The organism is Alkalicoccus urumqiensis (assembly GCF_002993335.1).
Classification (GTDB): Bacteria; Bacillota; Bacilli; order Bacillales; family Salisediminibacteriaceae; genus Alkalicoccus; species Alkalicoccus urumqiensis.
Genome location: NZ_PVNS01000004.1, coordinates 176,613 through 193,242 on the forward strand (window position 1 = coordinate 176,613; position 16,630 = coordinate 193,242).

Consider the following 16,630-nt stretch of genomic DNA (forward strand, 5'->3'; position numbering starts at 1 on the left):
TGCAGATGCCGGAAGGACCGGAAATCAGATGGGCCGCAGATCAGGTGGAAAAAGCACTTCAGCACCGGACTATGCTGGATGTCAGCTTCGGACTGGACCGTCTCCAGGGTTATGAATCCATCCTGCAGGGGGCTCAGGTGACGAACGTAGATACGAAAGGGAAAGCCATGCTCACCCGCTTTGATCATGGCTGGGTCATCTATTCCCACAACCAGCTTTACGGGAAATGGATGATCCGCAATGCATACAATTATCCGAAAACAAACCGCCAGCTGCGTCTGGCTCTGCATAATGAGAAAAAATCGGCTCTTTTGTACAGCGCATCCGATATTTCTGTTATGCAGGAAGAGGAGCTTTCCGATCATCCATTTCTCCAGAAGGCAGGACCTGATTTACTCAGTGATCCCGTCACGGCGGAGCTTTTGTATGAACGAATACAGTCCGCTTCCTTTTACCGGCGGAAATGGAGCTCGCTGCTGCTCGATCAGTCCTTTGTATGCGGGACAGGCAATTACCTCCGCAGCGAAATCATGTTCACATCAGGGCTTTCCCCGGAATGGCGGCCTGCCGACACACCGGATGAAAAACTTTTTAAAGCAGCGGAAGAAATGATCCGCCTCACTGAACAGGCGTATCAAAGCGGCGGCATTACCAATAATCTGCAGCTCGCAGAAGAACTGAAGCGTCAGGGACAGACACGACAGCAGTACCGGCACTATGTGTTTGCGCGCGCCTCTCTTTCATGCCGGGAATGCGGCTCGCCGATTGAAAAAATACAGGCAGCATCACGCCGCCTGTATTACTGTCCCTATTGTCAGTCTTCCTGAATGATCCGCGTGAGGCGGTCGTGGTGCTGTTCAGCCACTTCACCCTGAATGACATGAAGCACAACGGGTTCTTCCCCGACTTTTCCTTTAAATGTACCGGTACGGAAGTCCGTATGCAGGTTTTGATAAAACGTCCCTTCCCATGTCGAAAAAGGCTTATCAGAAAGAGCTACTTTATACGTATTTCCATCTTTGTATAAATACCCCGGCACACCTTTGTCATGCTGCGCCTCTGTTTCTGCAGAGGTGCGTTTCACTTTATAGATCGTCACGTCCACGTCATCGAGCTCGTGGAACAATTCATTGACGAGCGAGCCATGGATCATTAAATCCCAGCGGCTTTTAACTGTCTGACCGATAATAAGATGCTCTATTTCATTACGCCGCGCCGTTTCTCCGATCATTTCCGAAATCCGGCATCCCTTTTTACGCGGCTGAAAAATCATGACGGCACCTGCATCATCGGCCGCTGCCTGTATATGATCCCGCTGCTGGACACTCTCCAGATTGTCACCTTCATCCGGTTCATACACATGCAGCACATAGCATTCTCCTTGAAAAGCCTTCTTTTCCTGCATGCCGCGTGCGATCAGCGGTGCAGCGTTATGATGATTGGATACGCAGACAAGCACGTTCTCATTTTTCACTGATTCTTCCCCCTTGATTCCTCCATAATGAAAAACGTCTTCCTCTGAACCTGACAAAGTTCAGCGTCGTTGACTGTAAAAAAGCTCCGGCAGACGGACTGCCTGCACGGAGCTTCTTTTTATTTATAATCTCTTGTGTCTTCCAGTTCCTGCTTGTTGTTATAAATCAGCAGGCGGCTCGGGCTTTTTTCTTTTGCCATCTGCTCTGCATGCTCGATTGCTTCATCTTTTTGATCGAAAGAGGTTTCCGGTGCTACGTCTTCCACCTTCACCATCCATGAGCTTGCATCTTTGTTTGGTCGTACGGAATATTCGCGCATGCTTTCATCTCCTTTTGTTGGGTATAGTTTCTCTATTACCTGAATGAAATTCTCTCAAACAGCTTTTTTTAAGGAACAGGCATTGTTCTGTTTTCTAGGAATAATTCCCTCATCTATATACGTTCCGTTTAATTCTGCATGAAATTGGCAATACCTTCATTATATCAACGAAATAGAAGGAGGCAGATCGAACATGCGCTATGAAGAAGTAAAAAAACTGCAGACAGAAGGACAGCCTCAGCAGAAACAGCGCCAGCAGCCGGGACTCGAAGATCAGGAAATGGATCCAATGCCGGTTTTTGATGATCCGGATTACCACGGCAGCGGAAAATTGAAAGGCCGGACGGTACTTATTACCGGCGGTGACAGCGGCATAGGACGCGCCGTAGCCATCGCCTGTGCGAAGGAAGAAGCCAATGTTGCCTTCACGTATAAAAACGAGCATGAAGATGCGGAAACGACGAAAAAACTAGTGGAAGATAAAGGAGCCTCCTGCCTCATCATGGATGGGGACATCGGTGATGAAGCCCACTGCCGTAATGCCGTCAAACAAACGGTGGATACGTTCGGCGGCCTTCACTCCCTGATCAACAACGCTGCAGAACAGCATTTTGCCGAAGACCTCCGGGATATTTCCACGGAACAGCTGGAGCAGACGTTTCAGACGAATGTTTTCGGCACATTCCATATGACAAAAGCAGCACTTGATTATCTGGAGCCGGGAAGCACCATCGTTAACTCGGTGTCGATCGTTGCGTACAAAGGCATGCCGGTACTCATGGATTATGCAGCAACAAAAGGAGCCCTCGTTGCCTTGACTCGCTCTCTGTCAGAGAATCTCGTTTCCAAAGGCATTCGTGTCAACGGTGTAGCTCCGGGACCGATCTGGACACCGCTCATTCCCGCTTCTTTTCCACAGGATACCGTTGAGGAGTTCGGTACAACGAGTCCGATGGGGCGCCCCGGACAGCCGGCAGAACTGGCACCAAGTTACATCTACCTTGCCTCTGATGACTCTTCCTACGTGTCGGGTCAGGTCATCCATGTAAACGGCGGTACCGTCGTCAACGGCTGATCCTGCATTTTAGACTTTCGTAAAGCTGCGGCAGGGGAACGTACCAGCCGCAGCTATTCCAGAAGAAATCCGGCAGTCGTAAAAAGAAGCCCGCTGAACTGCAGCGGACTTCTTTTTAGGATCAGGAATCTTTCTCAGGATCCTCATAATCATAGTCAATTTCTTCTTTGTCTTCATTATACCTTATCGTCAGGTCATGGCCGTCAAAGTACCACATGTCGGTTTCCTCGACGAAAAAAGTAATGCCTGATGTCTCTGTTTTTACACCCGGATTATCCGGCGTTTCAAACGGTGTGAACGCGAGCGAAAAGCCACTCTGTATCGGGCTGGAACCGCCGTATTTAGCGTAAAACTTTATCGTATCTCCTTCGTCCAGTTCCACTTGATCTTTAAACCAGGATGCTGCTTCTTCGGTAATGGTCAGTTTCACGACGGGCCTCCCTCTATGCTTTCTTCATTATTTATTCTGGAAGAATTCTTCTGCTTTCGTCAAATACTGCTCTTCGCCGGGCGGCATCTCATGCTCGTCAACGATGGCATCCACCGGACAGACAACGACACACGCGCCGCAGTCTATGCAGATATCCGGGTCAATGTAATACTGATCTTTTCCTTCTTCTATGCAGTCAACCGGACAGACATCGACGCACTCTCCTGCTTTTTCACCCTCACATGGGCTGGTGATTACAAACGCCATGGTGTGCATCCTCCTTTATGATCTGGTACCTGATCTATTCCCTTTCTTCATCAGTATTAAAACATTGACTTCCACTTCGAATACGGTGGAAAATAAAAGAAATCTGCCGTACGTATAAAGGAGGCATATAATAATGAAACAGATCACACTGGAGGAACTCGACACGGAAATCCAGGAACAAGCACGTGTACTGCTCTATGTCAGCAGCCACGGCTGTTCCGTATGTCACTCGCTCCGGCCGAAAGTGGAAGACTTGAGTGAAGTGTATCCTGAAACTTCATTTCGCGAACTCTCTGCAGATACCTATCCAGAGCTTGCTGCACGGCTTGAAATACTCACCGTACCGGTCGTACTCTTCTTTTATCATGGAAGGGAAAAATGGCGTGGAGCCCGTTTCATTCGGATGGATGAGCTCGAGCATGTTCTTGATCAGTGGAAAGAGTAGAAATTTCTTCCGTGATCCGGCAACAATTCTGTTACAGGAATAGATATAACGGCTTTTTTTCGCTATACTGTAAGGACAAGTGTGCATGTGTGCCGGGCCTGTAACAGGCATCATGCCAAAGGAGGATGTCCACCGTGCAGACGGAGAAGCAACAGCAGAAAGAAGCCATGAAAATGCTGAAGGATACGAGCAGGACGTTTTATATACCGATTACGATGCTGAACCCGGAGTTAAAAAAGACGGTCGCTTCAGCCTATTTGTGCATGCGCGCCATCGATGAAATTGAAGACAGCCCGGTCCTCGCATCCGAGACGAAAGCTCTGCTTTTAAAAGAAACCGAAAAGCTGCTGGAATCCCCGGGCCCGTTCGCGCAGAAAGAATACGACGCGCTGCTTGCTCCTGTAGCAAAAGACCTGCCGGAAGTAGCGCTGCGTCTCGGTGACTGGCTTGATACCTGTCCGGCCGGCTACACAGACAAAGTAAAAGCGTTCACTGCAGAAATGGCCGGAGGCATGAGTAAATGGGCGTCAAAAAACTGGAACGTAGAAACCGTTGAAGATCTCGACGACTATACGTATTACGTAGCCGGTCTCGTCGGCGTGATGCTTTCAGACATCTGGGAATGGCACAACGGAACAAAAACAGACCGCGATCTCGCTGTCGGCTACGGCCGGGGGCTGCAGATGGTCAACATTCTCCGCAACGTGGAAGAAGACCGTGAGCGCGGCGTTTCCTTTCTTCCAGATTCCATGTCAACGGACGAAGCCTTTGACTATGCGCAGAAGAACCTGGATGACGGTCTCGAGTATATGAAGGATATCGATACGAAATCTATTCTTTTGTTCTGCCGGATTCCACTGGCCCTTGCCCGGAAGACGTTAAATGCACTCCGCGACGGACGGGAGAAAATGTCCCGCGCAGAAGTAGAAGATACCGTCGCCCAGATCACCAGTGATTCAAAATAGCTGTGTAAACGTAACAGGCGGAAGCATCCGGATGCTTCCGCCTGTTTTTGTATTACCGGTGCAGCATCCCGGCGTCATAAAAAATATTCCACGGATCTTCATCAGGCGGCCGTGACGTAATGGACACCCATTCTTTTTTCACTGGGTGTGTAAAGCCCATTTCCGTCGACCACAAAGCAATCTGCTCCCCCGGTTTATTCACCCGGCTGCCGTACTTCTGATCACCGTAAAGCGGTACACCGAGCTCTGCCATCTGCACGCGGATCTGATGGGATCTCCCGGTTTCCAGCTGAATCTGCACGAGACTCAGTCCGCCGCTGGTTCCTGCAAGACGGTAATCGAGTACAGCTTTTTTTGCTTCCTCATGCGATTTATCCACGGCGTAGACCTGGTTTTTCTGACGATCCTTGTAAAGATAATCCGTTTTCCGTCCCTGCGGCGGCTCCGGCACACCGCGCACGACCGCAGTATAATGTTTCTCCAGGTCCTGTCTGCGGATAAGGTCAGACATACGGGAAGCCGCTTTCGACGTTTTCGCAAAAACGATCACACCTCCTACCGGCCGGTCCAGCCGGTGGATCAATCCCAAGTACACATTCCCCGGCTTCTGGTACCGCTCCTTAATGTCTTCCTTTACCATCGTAAATAAATCTTTATCTCCGGAGGCGTCTTCCTGCACCGGAATATTTACCGGTTTTTCCACAGCAATTAAATGATTGTCTTCATATAGAATTTTCATCGGCGCTTCTCCAGTTTCGCTTCCAGCGGTGCCCGCCATACGGCTGCGAGCGCCTTCTCCGAAAGCACATGCGCGATGAGTGCCGCTTCTGCATCCGGATCATGCTTTGCACGGTTTACCTCTGCAACAGTCACTCCCTGCTCTCCGGATTGAACGAATGTGACGGCATCACCGGCTTCCACCGCACCTTCTTCAAGCACTTTCGCATAAAATCCGGAATATCCGGTGTCCATCACCTGCTTCACGAGCGAAGGCGCTTCATATCTGGACGCCAGTTTATGGCACGGCATCCGCGGCTGTGTAATCTCGATCAGCGCTTCCCCGACCCGGTACTGCGCACCGATATTGACCTCCTCTTCCAGCATGCCTTCCATCGTAAAATTTTCCCCGAACGGCGCTTCCGGAAGCTTGCGGTGAAGTACTTCTTCCCAGTACGGCACATGCTCCACCGGGTAGAGACAGACAGCTTTGTCCCGGCCTCCGTGATTGACATCGTCTGCCTGCTTATCCCCTTCCAGCTGATGTTTTCTTAAATACACCTTCCCATTCACACGGTATTTTTCCATGGCGGTATAAAGCGGTCTGCCGTCCCACACCACTTCCTGAGGCTTTCCCACCTGTACATAACGCAGTTTCATCGGCTTCCTCCCTGTCCTGTTTCTTCTATTATATATGCTCCGCTTTAGTTTAACATACCACGGGAAAAACGACGCTTCCAGGCAGCCTTTCTATCCGAGATATCACAGGAAACGCTCATGCAGCATACACTTCTACCGCACGTCATTCTCCAAAAACAACGAAAACCCTCTGCCGGGGGAGTCCGGACAGAGGGTTCATATATGTTTACCGGGTGATGACGACTTCATTGTTGACGCTGTCCCAGTCCACTTTCGCACCGAGTGATTCGCTGACGAAGCGGAGTGGTACCATCGTGTTTCCATTGATAAGTTCTGCTGCCTGATCCAGACGGACCGGCTTACCGGAAGCTTTTGCATCCGCACTTCCGATCATCAGTTCCACTGTCTGATCACCGAGAACGCCGGTTACCTGTTTCGTAGCGCCATCCCATGTTACGGTAGCACCTAGCTGCTCAAAGATGGAGCGCATCGGTACGAGCGTGCGTCCTGCCGGCGTCTTCAGAGATGTCTGGCTGCTCTGAAGTGCTGCTCCGTTAATTGAAACGTCAATTGGTTTCAGTCCGGAGGAAGCTGCCTGTGGTGCTTTTGATTCTGAAGCAACAGAAGCGACTTCGCTGCGCTGTTCTTCAATGATGCGGCGGGCACCAATGTAGCGCGGCTTCCAGTAGACATTGTCAAGACTCGCGATGGATACACCTTTTGAAGACGAAGAGTGAATCATCTTGTTGTTGCCTATGTAAATACCGTTATGTGTCGGGCCGCCTCGTGTATCAAAGAAAACGAGATCGCCGCGGCGGAGGTCTGACTTAGCAACCGGTGTTCCTACCTGATACTGCTGTGCCGCAGACCGCGGAAGGTCGATTCCCGCCTGCTTATATGCATAGCCCGTGAATCCAGAGCAGTCAAATCCAGCTGGGGTTGTGCCGCCCCAGCGGTACGGTGTTCCCATGTGCCGCTCACCGGCAGCGATGATTTCGTCCGCAGTCGAAGAGGCTCCTGCAGATGGTGCAAATGCTCCTAAAAACGTCATTACCACAATTAATAGAATCCCAATACTTCGTTTCATCCCAATGACTCCCCCAGCAAATTAAAGTTTTTTAACGTTCTCTACAATTTCTCACAGGAATCAGTGTACCATGAGAAACTGCCAGAAAGATTACAGTTATGTAACAATACGATGTTAAAACCTTAACATTCGGTTACAGGACGTTTTATTTAGTAACAATCGGGAATAAAACTTCGTCTGCATTTAATCACACAACATTTGACTTATATAATGCAGGGTCTTTTGTTGCAGGATGGTTTCGATGCATTCCTTGAACAGAACCTGCAGTCTTATGTAAATTAAAATAAACCAGGCAGAAACCGCCTGGTCTTAAAAGCTAAGAGACGTTTGTTGAATAGGTACCCGCTTTCTGCCTGCACCTGCAACCGTACGCGTTCCGGAGGGAAGTCAAACTGCTATAGCTTGCTTCCTTTTATTTATAAGAAGCACGGCTTCGCGCGGCCGCGCCGCAGGACAGAAAACCGCTGTCCTGCGGCTTAAACCAAAGGCCGGCTCCGCTCGCGCTCTCAGCCGCTGACCGCGGCATGGATTTTCGCCTCGTTCGGATCCTCCCGGAGTCGACGGCTTCCGGTTTCGGCAGGCAAAAAAGAAACGGTATTGCCTTATAGACATCGACCCTGCTACGGATCATCTGTTCTTCTTCCTAATTCTAATACGCTTCGGAGCGTTCGGCAGAGACGCCGGTGGGATCAAGCGCAGTCGCCCGAAAAGCGGAAGCGCCCTGGTTACGAGCGACCAGTCCTGGAAGCCCTGCCGACGAAAGCTGCTATTTGCTTTCTTCGGCAGGGGTGAAGGAACCTCGAGCGAGTGGGCGCTGGAGCTGGACAATGCTTCGATTGAAGAAGCATGGCTCCGCGCGGCCGCGCCGCATGGCAGAAGTTCGCTGCCCTGCGGCTCAAACCAAAGGCCGGCTCCACTCATGCGATGCAGCCGTGCTAATAGCGTCCGGCTGGAAGACAAGCCCACGGCAAGCTTCTGCCGAAAAGCGGAGAAGCTCTATCAACAGAAACAAACGGTAAATGTCACAGAACACTGAAATGCTGCCGCCCTTGGCATAACTGCTTGAATGAGGCTTTGAATTTTATACATTCTTACCCTATAAAAAAGAGCAGAAGCGCTGTGCTCCTGCCCATTGAAAAGATTACTGATAAATCTTCGCTGTTTTGCTGCTGTTTTCCCAGTGAACGACGGCTCCGAGAGACTCTCCGACAAAACGGAGCGGCACCATGGTACGTCCGTTTACAAGCTCTGCCGGCTGATCCAGTGTAACCGTGGATCCCTGTGCTGTCGCCCGCTTATTACCAATCGTGAGCGCTACTTTCTTTCCGTCCAGATGGCCGGTAACACGCTTGGAAGAAGAATCCCACTGCACGACGGCTCCCATTTCTTCAAAGATCGCACGCATCGGTACGAGTGTACGTCCGTCTTTTGTAACTGCGTCCTGATCTGTGTTCAGTGTATCGCCGTTTACGACAACATTTGCTGTTTCATACGTTGGCGCTGAGCTCTGCACAGATGCAACTTCACTGGACTGATCCTGAATCACACGCTTCGCCCCAACGTAACGCGGAGACCAGTAGACGTTTCCGAGGCTTGCAATGGATACGCCTTTGGAAGAAGAAGAGTGAATAAATTTGTTCCCGCCAATGTAGATTCCGTTATGGGAGATTCCGCCTCTAGTGTTAAAAAAGACAAGATCTCCCGGCTGAAGGTTGGATCTGCTTACCGGTGTTCCTACCTGATACTGCTGCGCGGCTGTTCTCGGCAGGTCGATGCCTGCTTTTGCGAATGCATAGCCGGTAAACCCAGAGCAGTCAAAGCCGCTCGTTGTCGTTCCGCCCCAGCGGTACGGTGTTCCAAGCTGTGATTTCCCTGCTGAAATAACCTGATCTGCTGTACTTGATGCTGCTGCTTCCTCGGTTTGTAAAAACGGTACGACCGCAAGGACAAACGCGAGACAGAAAATGCCCCATTTTTTTAACATATGTATGATCCTCCACCACAAAGAATTTTTGTAACTGCCCCTATATTTTTCTCAACGAGGATTAGTGTAGCATGGATGAGACGGAAAAATGATTACAGTACGATAACAATATGATGTTATTCACATAACACGTTGTTACAAATTTTCTTTCAAATTCTTTGAGATTGTGGATAGACCCTTTCGAAACGGTTGATAAATCAACGTTTTTTCGAGCTGTTATCTTTATTGCACACTTGTTAAAATGCTGGTGAAATATTGAATTTTTGCATAATACTTTTCCTGAATAATAAGAAAGTTACCACCGTTTCACTGTTCTATTCCGCGCTTTAGTTCCAGTCAATATAAAAAGGAGAGGCTTTCATGCGTAAAGACATCGATATGTATATCAGCCAGACAGCTGCTTTTCTCCAGGTCGAGCACCACCTGAGTGAGCGTGAAGCCTGGAGACTGCTGCAGACAGAAAAAGTGCCTGCGCTTCTGCGCAGGCACCCGGAACACATGATGGGCTGTTATTCACCCCGTGGACTTGCTGCCGCTCTTGTTCTGCCAGAGAAACGCAAGCGTTCCTTCCCCGGCATGGACAGCGATGGTTGAACTGATTTCTCCCATTGTTACGTGAAGATCCGGATAGCGTTCGTGGATCATCTGCTTGACTTCAGCTGCTTTCTGCGGAATGTTTCCGTGAAGCACCTGCATGCTTTTCATTCTGCCATCTTCATAAGCTTCCGCCAGAAGGTCCATCATGCGGCGGAGTGCTTTTTTCTCCGAACGTACTTTTTGAAACAGCTGGAAGGTACCGGCAGAATCGATCGTAATAATCGGTTTAATTTTTAACAGATTGCCGATTAAATACTGAGCGCCGGACATCCGTCCGCCTTTGTAGAACTGCTCCAGACTTCCGAGCAGAATATAGCTTTCCGAGCGGGCCGCATTTTCATTCAGCTTCTGCTCTACTTCATCCAGTTCAGCGCCCGTTTCAAGAAGCTGCATTCCCTGGTAGATCAGTGTCGTCATCGCGTACGACATCGAACGCGAATCAATAAAACGGACAGGAAATGCAGCGATATCCGCTCCCTGTCTCGAGCTTTCCAGCGTTCCGCTCAGGTTGCCGGAAATATGCACGGCGATGGCGGAATCATAGTTTTTTTTCAGTTCTTCGTAAAGAGAAGCAAATGCTCCTGCCGGCGGCTGGGACGTTTTAGGCACTTCTTTGGATTCCTTGAGCCTTGTATAGAGCTGTGTGGTCGTAATATCGATTCCGTCTTCGAGCACCTCGGTGCCGAACGTTATACCGAGTGGAAGCACATAAACATCCGGATGTTTGATCAGGTCCTCCGGCAGATATGCTGTACTGTCTGTAACCCAAGCGACTTTTGTCATGATGTCATCCTCTCCTGCATTTCCCTCCAGTGTAACCGTTCCCGCGCTCTAATACCATTGACATTTGTAACATCCTGCACCGATTTCACAAAAAGTTCGGAAACCGGCTCCCTCCGTTTAATCTGGATAGGCAGAAAAGCAGGAGCTCCTCAAGGAGGAACTCCCGCGTTACCGGTTAAATAGTCAGGATGGCTGCACTTCTTTTTCTGCTTGATGCATAATGGCTGCCTGTGCAGCTGCAAGTCTCGCAGCCGGCACACGGAACGGCGAGCAGCTGACATAATCAAGCTGCTTTGTTTCGCAGAAGTGGATCGACTTTGCGTTTCCGCCGTGCTCCCCGCAGATACCTAGTTTCAATTCCGGCTTCACCGAGCGTCCGTCGTGTGCGCCGATTTCCACCAGACGCCCGACTCCCTCTTCATCTAGGCGGACGAACGGATTGTATTCAAGCGTCTCCTGATCGACGTACTGCCGGAGAAATTTGCCCTCTGCATCATCACGGCTGAATCCGAACGTTGTCTGTGTCAGGTCATTGGTCCCGAAGGAGAAGAAATCTGCTTCTTCCGCGATGGCTGCCGCTGTAAGGGCTGCACGCGGTACTTCGATCATCGTACCGATCGTGTAATCCACGTGAACCCCCGTTTCTCTCTGCACCCGCTCTGCTTCGCGCTCGATCACTGCTTTGACGGCCTTCAGCTCATTTACATGGCTGACGAGCGGCACCATAATTTCCGGCTTGGCATGGACCTGACCGGCTGCAAGGAAAATGGCCTCCGCCTGCATCGCGTAAATTTCCGGGTGCGTCATACCGAGGCGGCAGCCACGGTGACCGAGCATCGGATTGGCTTCTTCCAAGTGCTTGACTGCATCCAGAAGCTGCTTTTTTTCAGCAAGCTTTTCCGGGGCATCTCCCGTTAGTTCCAGTGTTGTTACTTCAATAAGAAGCTCTTCTTTATCCGGGAGAAATTCGTGAAGCGGTGGATCCAGCAGACGGATCGTGACAGGACGTCCCTCCATTGCTTCAAATATCTCTTCAAAATCCTGCCGCTGCATCGGGAGCAGTTCGGCCAGTGCCTCTTCCCGTTTCCGCTTCGAATCCGCAAGAATCATGCGGCGCACGACAGGAATCCGGGCCGGGTCCATAAACATGTGCTCCGTACGGCAGAGACCGATCCCTTCCGCGCCGAATTCTACTGCTTTTGCTGCATCTGCTCCGTTATCCGCATTAGCCCTTACGTTCATCCGGCGGGTACTGTCCGCCCATCCGAGAAGGAGCTGGAACGTCGGCGACATTTCCGGCTCTTCCATCTGGAGTGACCCGGAAAACACTTCGCCTGTCCCGCCATCAAGCGTCAGGACATCTCCTTTTTTCAGCATCGTGCCATCGATCGTCATTGTCTCTGCTTTGATATCCACGTCTGCCGCTTCGCAGCCGCAGATACACGTTTTCCCCATACCGCGGGCTACAACGGCGGCATGACTTGTCATTCCGCCCCGGGTGGTGAGGACCGCTTCTGCGGAAATTATGCCGTGAATATCATCCGGCGTCGTTTCCGGACGGACGAGAATCACTTTCTCCCCGGCTTCTGCCCAGGACTCTGCTTCATCTGCTGAAAAGACCATTCTGCCGCTTGCAGCGCCTGGAGATGCCGGCAGCCCTTTCGCGAGTGCCTGCAGGTTATTGTCTCCGGAAATGCGGCGGTGCAGCAGCTGATGGAGCTGATCGGCGTCGACGCGGAGAAGCGCCTCTTCCTTTGTGAGCACTCCTTCTTCCACCATGTCCACCGCAATCTGCAGCGCAGCCTGAGAGGTCCGCTTACCATTTCTCGTCTGCAGGATGTAAAGCGTCCCGTCTTCAATCGTAAATTCAATGTCCTGCATATCCCGGTAATGATGCTCCAGTTTATCCGTCACCCGGACGAAGGAATCATAGACATCCGGCATTGCCTCATGCAGCGTACGGATCGGCTGCGGCGTACGGATACCTGCCACAACATCCTCCCCCTGGGCGTTGATTAAGTACTCCCCGTACAGCTCTTTCTTTCCATTGGAAGGGTTCCTTGTGAACGCCACACCGGTTCCGGACGTATCCCCGAGATTGCCGAAAACCATACTCTGTACCGTGACGGCCGTTCCCAGCGAATGCGGAATGCCATGCATTCTCCGGTAGACAGCCGCACGTTCGTTATTCCAGGACTGGAAAACGGCTTCCACTGAAAGCTGCAGCTGGACATTTGGATCCTGCGGGAATGGACTGCCGGTATGATGTTCAATTAGTTTCTTATATACAGAAATAACTGTTTTCCAATCGTCGGCAGTCAGCTCAGGATCTGATGTATACCCCCGCTGGGCCCGGAATCGTTCCAGTTCCCGCTCAAAGCGTTCCGTTTCTACACCTAGTACGACATCGCCGAACATCTGTAGAAACCGGCGGTAGGAATCGAGCGCGAACCTCGGCTCGCCGGTCTGCTCTGCGAGCGCCCGGGCAGTATCATCATTCATACCCAGGTTCAGCACCGTGTCCATCATACCCGGCATCGAAAAGACGGCCCCGGAACGGACCGAGACAAACAACGGCGACTTTGTATCCCCAATCCGTTTTCCCGTATCTTTTTCCAGCCTCCGTACTGCTTCCGCGAGTTCTGTCTTAATCTCTTCTGTCAGCTTCTGACCCTGCTCATCATACGTCCGGCACGCTTCGGTGGAAACCGTAAATCCAGGCGGCACCGGCAGACCGATCTTTACCATTTCTGCTAAATTGCTTCCTTTACCGCCGAGCAGTTTTTTCATATCACGGGAACCTTCTGAAAAAGCGTACACAAATTTTGTCATGAACAGGACCTCCTTAAAAGTGTGGCACATTCAATTTAATGTGTCATTCTAATAATTAAATAGTATAACACATTAAAAAGAATAACAACCCTTTTTTCGTCCACGATCTGCCTTTTTCTATTAATGATTACATTGACGTTTTTGCTGCGGTTATCGTTTTTTATCACGTTTTTTCCGCATTGTGAGAAAATTCTCCAATCCCGATTGACTTTGTGGGAATTACACCGTATACTAACGATTATTAATCCCCACTAAGTTTATCAACTTTATATAGAAACGGAGGTGCACGCATTGAGCCACGTAAAAATTAATCATGTGGAGAAAACGTTTCCCGGCTCGAAAAACACCGAGCCATTTACCGTATTTAAAGACATTGACCTGCAGGTCGCTCCGGGTGAATTCGTTTCCCTTCTCGGCCCTTCCGGCTGTGGGAAATCGACGCTGTTAAACATCGTCGCCGGCCTCGATAAAGCTACTGCGGGCACCGTCCAGGTGAAGGAAAAAACGATTCAGTCCCCCGGTCCCGACCGCGGCGTCGTTTTCCAGGAGGCTGCATTAATGCCGTGGATGTCTGTCAGGGAAAACGTCGAGTTCGCTCTCCGCAAGCAGCACGGAAAAGCAGAATCCAGAGAGAAAGCGGAATATTATTTAAAGCTCGTGCATCTGAGTAAATTTATGAAATCCTATCCGCATGAGTTATCCGGCGGAATGAAGCAGCGGGTGTCGATTGCGAGAGCACTCTCGATGGACCCGGAAGTTCTCCTGATGGATGAACCGTTCGGTGCGCTCGATGAACAGACGCGGACGATGCTTCATAAAGAAGTGCAGTACATATGGGAGGAGACGAATAAAACGATTCTGTTTGTCACCCACAATATACGCGAATCGATTCTACTGTCCGACCGGATCGTCTTAATGGGAACACGCCCCGGCGGGATACGGACGATCTTTGACGTCGATCTACCGCGGCCGAGGGACCCGGCATCACAGGGGTTCGCCGATCTGGAGAAAGACATCATGAATGTACTGGAAAAAGAAATAGAAAAAGTGATGAGAGAGGAGATGGGGGATGACTTCCGCAATAAGAAGGCTGGTCTTCTTTATTCTAGTAATCGGAATATGGGAGATCATATATAGAATTTATTCACAGCAGACAGAACTGTTCCCCTCTCCTTCCGGAACGCTGGAACAGCTCTATATCGGGTTATTCGACACCGGCATCCTCCGGGTCGCGCTGATGGAAAGCATGCAGCGCATCCTGGTCGGCTTTATTATTGCGTTACTGATCGGCGGTTTTCTCGGCGTCCTTCTAGGTATCTCCAAACTTGCGGATGAAACGCTCGGTTCTCTCGTTATTGCCCTGCAGTCGGTACCGAGTATCGTCTGGCTGCCGATCGCACTGATCCTGTTTCAAGGGAGTCCGCTGGCCATATTGTTTGTCGTCGTATTGGGTGCCACCTGGCCGATGACGATGAACATGAGGATGGGAATGAAAAACGTCCAGCCCATACTGCTCCGGGCAGCGAAAACGATGGGGTACAGCGGCGGCGAGCTTGTCTGGAAAGTGATGATCCCCGCTGCGATACCGAACTTACTTACCGGCGCCCGGCTCGCCTGGGCCTTCGGCTGGCGTGCCCTGATGGCAGCCGAATTAATCGGCCGCGGCGGCCTCGGTCGAACATTGATGGACGCCCGTGATTTTTTCAATATGGATTTGGTTGTAGCAATTATGGTTATTATTGCCGCGATCGGCCTGATTTTTGAATACTTTATCTTCAGTAAAATCGAACGCCGCGTGCTCTCACGCTGGGGTCTGAATACAAACTAACTTTATGGAGGAATGGAACATGAAAAAATGGTTCGCACTGGCTGCATCTGCCGCGCTTTTGAGCGCATGCGGTACAGCAGAAGAAGAAAACGAGGAAGCGCAGGCAAGTGGAAATAACGGAGGAAGCGAAGAAACATTTGATATCGGCTACTTCCCGAATCTGGACCACGCTGCTGCCATTGTCGGTAAAGAAAAGGGCTATTTCGAAGAGGAAGTCTCGCAGCCGGTGGAATTTACGAACTTTCCGAATGGAAATGATTTTATTGAGGCGCTCGATACCGGTGTGATTGACCTAGGATATGTCGGGCCTGGTCCTGCAATAAATTATTATCTTTCCAGCGGTGACATCGTTCTTGTCGGTGCAGCTGCAAACGGCGCGACGCTGATCGTCTCCCGGGAGGACTCGGGGATTACGTCACTGGAAGACATGGCCGGCTCCTCTTTCTGCACGCCGGGTAATGGCTGCACGCACAATGTACAGCTGGAGATCATGCTGAAAGACCTCGGCCTGGAATCGAACCGCCTCGGCGGTGAAGTAGAGCACCAGTCCCGCGTCAACCCTGCCAGCATGGTTGCCATGTTTGAACAGGGCCAGATTGATGCCGCTGCCGCTCCAGAGCCATGGGGAACCCTTCTTGTAGAAGAGCATGATGCAAATGTCGTTGTGGAATGGGACGACGTGTTCCTCGGGGAAGAACTTGCCAGTGTAGTTATTGCTACAACGCCTGAATTCCTCGAAGAGAATCCAGAAACCGTGGAGGAAGCACTGCGCGCGCATGACCGTGCTGTCGACTTCACAGCTGAAAATGAAGCGGAAACACTTGAAACAGTGAATGACCTGATCTATGACCTGACTCAGACACGTCTGCCGGAAACCGTGCTTGAGAACGCATGGCAGCGTATGGTAGTCACAAGCGAACTGCACGCGGATGCACTGCAGGGATGGGCAGATGCTTCCTATGAGCTGCAGTTTATGGACAATGAGCCGGATCTGGAAGGATTTGTTGATACATCCATTCTCGATGACATTACAGCGGAGTAATCCGATGAAGCTGATTTTGACACTATGTATTGCCGCTGCCTTCCTCGCTCCGCAGAGCGGATCCACGTATGAGGAAGAATTGAACCTCGAAGCGTTTATTGATTTTTGTCATTAAGCATATACAGAAAGCACCGCCCCTCAGGAT

The 16,630-nt window shown here is 50.7% G+C and carries 18 protein-coding genes; 8 read left to right on the plus strand and 10 right to left on the minus strand.

Translation table 11 applies throughout. The annotated features are described in order from the left end of the window. The first annotated feature begins 5 nt into the window (after positions 1-5). Complete coding sequence (nei, locus tag C6I21_RS05600; RefSeq protein ID WP_105958470.1) at positions 6-827, plus strand: endonuclease VIII; 822 nt, start codon at positions 6-8, stop codon at positions 825-827. Here nei and C6I21_RS05605 read toward each other — a convergent pair. After that, on the minus strand, positions 815-1,474 hold the full coding sequence (locus tag C6I21_RS05605; protein WP_105958471.1) for an adenine nucleotide alpha hydrolase family protein: 660 nt from the start codon (positions 1,472-1,474) through the stop codon (positions 815-817). The two genes, nei and C6I21_RS05605, sit on opposite strands and share 13 nt — an antisense overlap. A gap of 119 nt (positions 1,475-1,593) precedes the next feature. Continuing rightward, positions 1,594-1,794 carry a DUF2188 domain-containing protein gene (locus C6I21_RS05610; protein WP_105958472.1) on the minus strand — a complete coding sequence of 67 codons (201 nt, stop codon included), beginning with the start codon at positions 1,792-1,794 and terminating at the stop codon, positions 1,594-1,596. A 193-nt stretch (positions 1,795-1,987) separates the two neighbouring features. On the opposite strand from C6I21_RS05610, the gene C6I21_RS05615 reads away from it, so the two are divergent. Further along, on the plus strand, positions 1,988-2,869 hold the full coding sequence (locus tag C6I21_RS05615) for an SDR family oxidoreductase (RefSeq protein WP_105958473.1): 882 nt from the start codon (positions 1,988-1,990) through the stop codon (positions 2,867-2,869). Between the two features lie 121 nt (positions 2,870-2,990). On the opposite strand, the gene C6I21_RS05620 is transcribed toward C6I21_RS05615, so the two are convergent. Beyond that, a complete protein-coding gene (locus tag C6I21_RS05620) occupies positions 2,991-3,299 on the minus strand; it encodes a HesB/YadR/YfhF family protein (protein ID WP_105958474.1) in 309 nt (102 codons plus the stop codon). Positions 3,300-3,326: 27 nt separating this feature from the next. Continuing rightward, positions 3,327-3,566, minus strand: coding sequence for a ferredoxin family protein (locus C6I21_RS05625; RefSeq protein WP_105958475.1), 240 nt, complete (start codon positions 3,564-3,566; stop codon positions 3,327-3,329). 133 nt (positions 3,567-3,699) lie between these two features. On the opposite strand from C6I21_RS05625, the gene C6I21_RS05630 reads away from it, so the two are divergent. Together C6I21_RS05630 and C6I21_RS05635 are read left to right on the plus strand one after the other, a co-directional pair. Beyond that, positions 3,700-4,011 (plus strand): thioredoxin family protein, encoded by a 312-nt coding sequence (locus tag C6I21_RS05630; protein ID WP_105958476.1) that lies wholly within the window; start codon positions 3,700-3,702, stop codon positions 4,009-4,011. Between the two features lie 134 nt (positions 4,012-4,145). Beyond that, a complete protein-coding gene (locus C6I21_RS05635; RefSeq protein WP_425352475.1) occupies positions 4,146-4,976 on the plus strand; it encodes a squalene/phytoene synthase family protein in 831 nt (276 codons plus the stop codon). Positions 4,977-5,028: 52 nt separating this feature from the next. On the opposite strand, the gene C6I21_RS05640 is transcribed toward C6I21_RS05635, so the two are convergent. The 6 genes from C6I21_RS05640 to ppdK all read right to left on the minus strand — a co-directional run bounded on the left by C6I21_RS05640 (position 5,029) and on the right by ppdK (position 13,615). Beyond that, on the minus strand, positions 5,029-5,715 hold the full coding sequence (locus C6I21_RS05640; protein WP_105958478.1) for an RluA family pseudouridine synthase: 687 nt from the start codon (positions 5,713-5,715) through the stop codon (positions 5,029-5,031). Further along, on the minus strand, positions 5,712-6,353 hold the full coding sequence (locus C6I21_RS05645; RefSeq protein ID WP_105958479.1) for an MOSC domain-containing protein: 642 nt from the start codon (positions 6,351-6,353) through the stop codon (positions 5,712-5,714). Before C6I21_RS05645 ends, C6I21_RS05640 begins: the two co-directional genes overlap by 4 nt. Before the next feature lie 205 nt (positions 6,354-6,558). Beyond that, entirely contained in the window at positions 6,559-7,419 is an 861-nt protein-coding gene (locus C6I21_RS05650) for an NlpC/P60 family protein (protein WP_105958480.1), read from the minus strand. A 1,141-nt stretch (positions 7,420-8,560) separates the two neighbouring features. Then, on the minus strand, positions 8,561-9,403 hold the full coding sequence (locus C6I21_RS05660; RefSeq protein ID WP_105958482.1) for an NlpC/P60 family protein: 843 nt from the start codon (positions 9,401-9,403) through the stop codon (positions 8,561-8,563). A gap of 513 nt (positions 9,404-9,916) precedes the next feature. Beyond that, positions 9,917-10,783, minus strand: a complete 867-nt coding sequence (locus C6I21_RS05665; protein ID WP_105958483.1) for a DegV family protein — start codon at positions 10,781-10,783, stop codon at positions 9,917-9,919. A 183-nt stretch (positions 10,784-10,966) separates the two neighbouring features. Beyond that, a complete protein-coding gene (gene ppdK, locus C6I21_RS05670) occupies positions 10,967-13,615 on the minus strand; it encodes a pyruvate, phosphate dikinase (protein WP_105958484.1) in 2,649 nt (882 codons plus the stop codon). 291 nt (positions 13,616-13,906) lie between these two features. Between ppdK and C6I21_RS05675 the strand changes: the two genes are divergently transcribed. Genes C6I21_RS05675 through C6I21_RS16760 form a run of 4 tightly spaced genes read left to right on the plus strand, consistent with a single transcriptional unit; the run spans position 13,907 to position 16,600 of the window. Beyond that, on the plus strand, positions 13,907-14,752 hold the full coding sequence (locus C6I21_RS05675; protein WP_105958485.1) for an ABC transporter ATP-binding protein: 846 nt from the start codon (positions 13,907-13,909) through the stop codon (positions 14,750-14,752). Further along, positions 14,685-15,443: an ABC transporter permease gene (locus C6I21_RS05680; protein WP_105958486.1), complete on the plus strand. Its 759-nt coding sequence runs from the start codon at positions 14,685-14,687 to the stop codon at positions 15,441-15,443. The genes C6I21_RS05675 and C6I21_RS05680 overlap by 68 nt, the downstream gene beginning before the upstream one ends. A 19-nt stretch (positions 15,444-15,462) precedes the next feature. Continuing rightward, complete coding sequence (locus C6I21_RS05685; protein WP_105958487.1) at positions 15,463-16,485, plus strand: aliphatic sulfonate ABC transporter substrate-binding protein; 1,023 nt, start codon at positions 15,463-15,465, stop codon at positions 16,483-16,485. After that, positions 16,466-16,600, plus strand: coding sequence for a hypothetical protein (locus C6I21_RS16760; RefSeq protein WP_280953441.1), 135 nt, complete (start codon positions 16,466-16,468; stop codon positions 16,598-16,600). Before C6I21_RS05685 ends, C6I21_RS16760 begins: the two co-directional genes overlap by 20 nt. Positions 16,601-16,630: the final 30 nt, after the last annotated feature.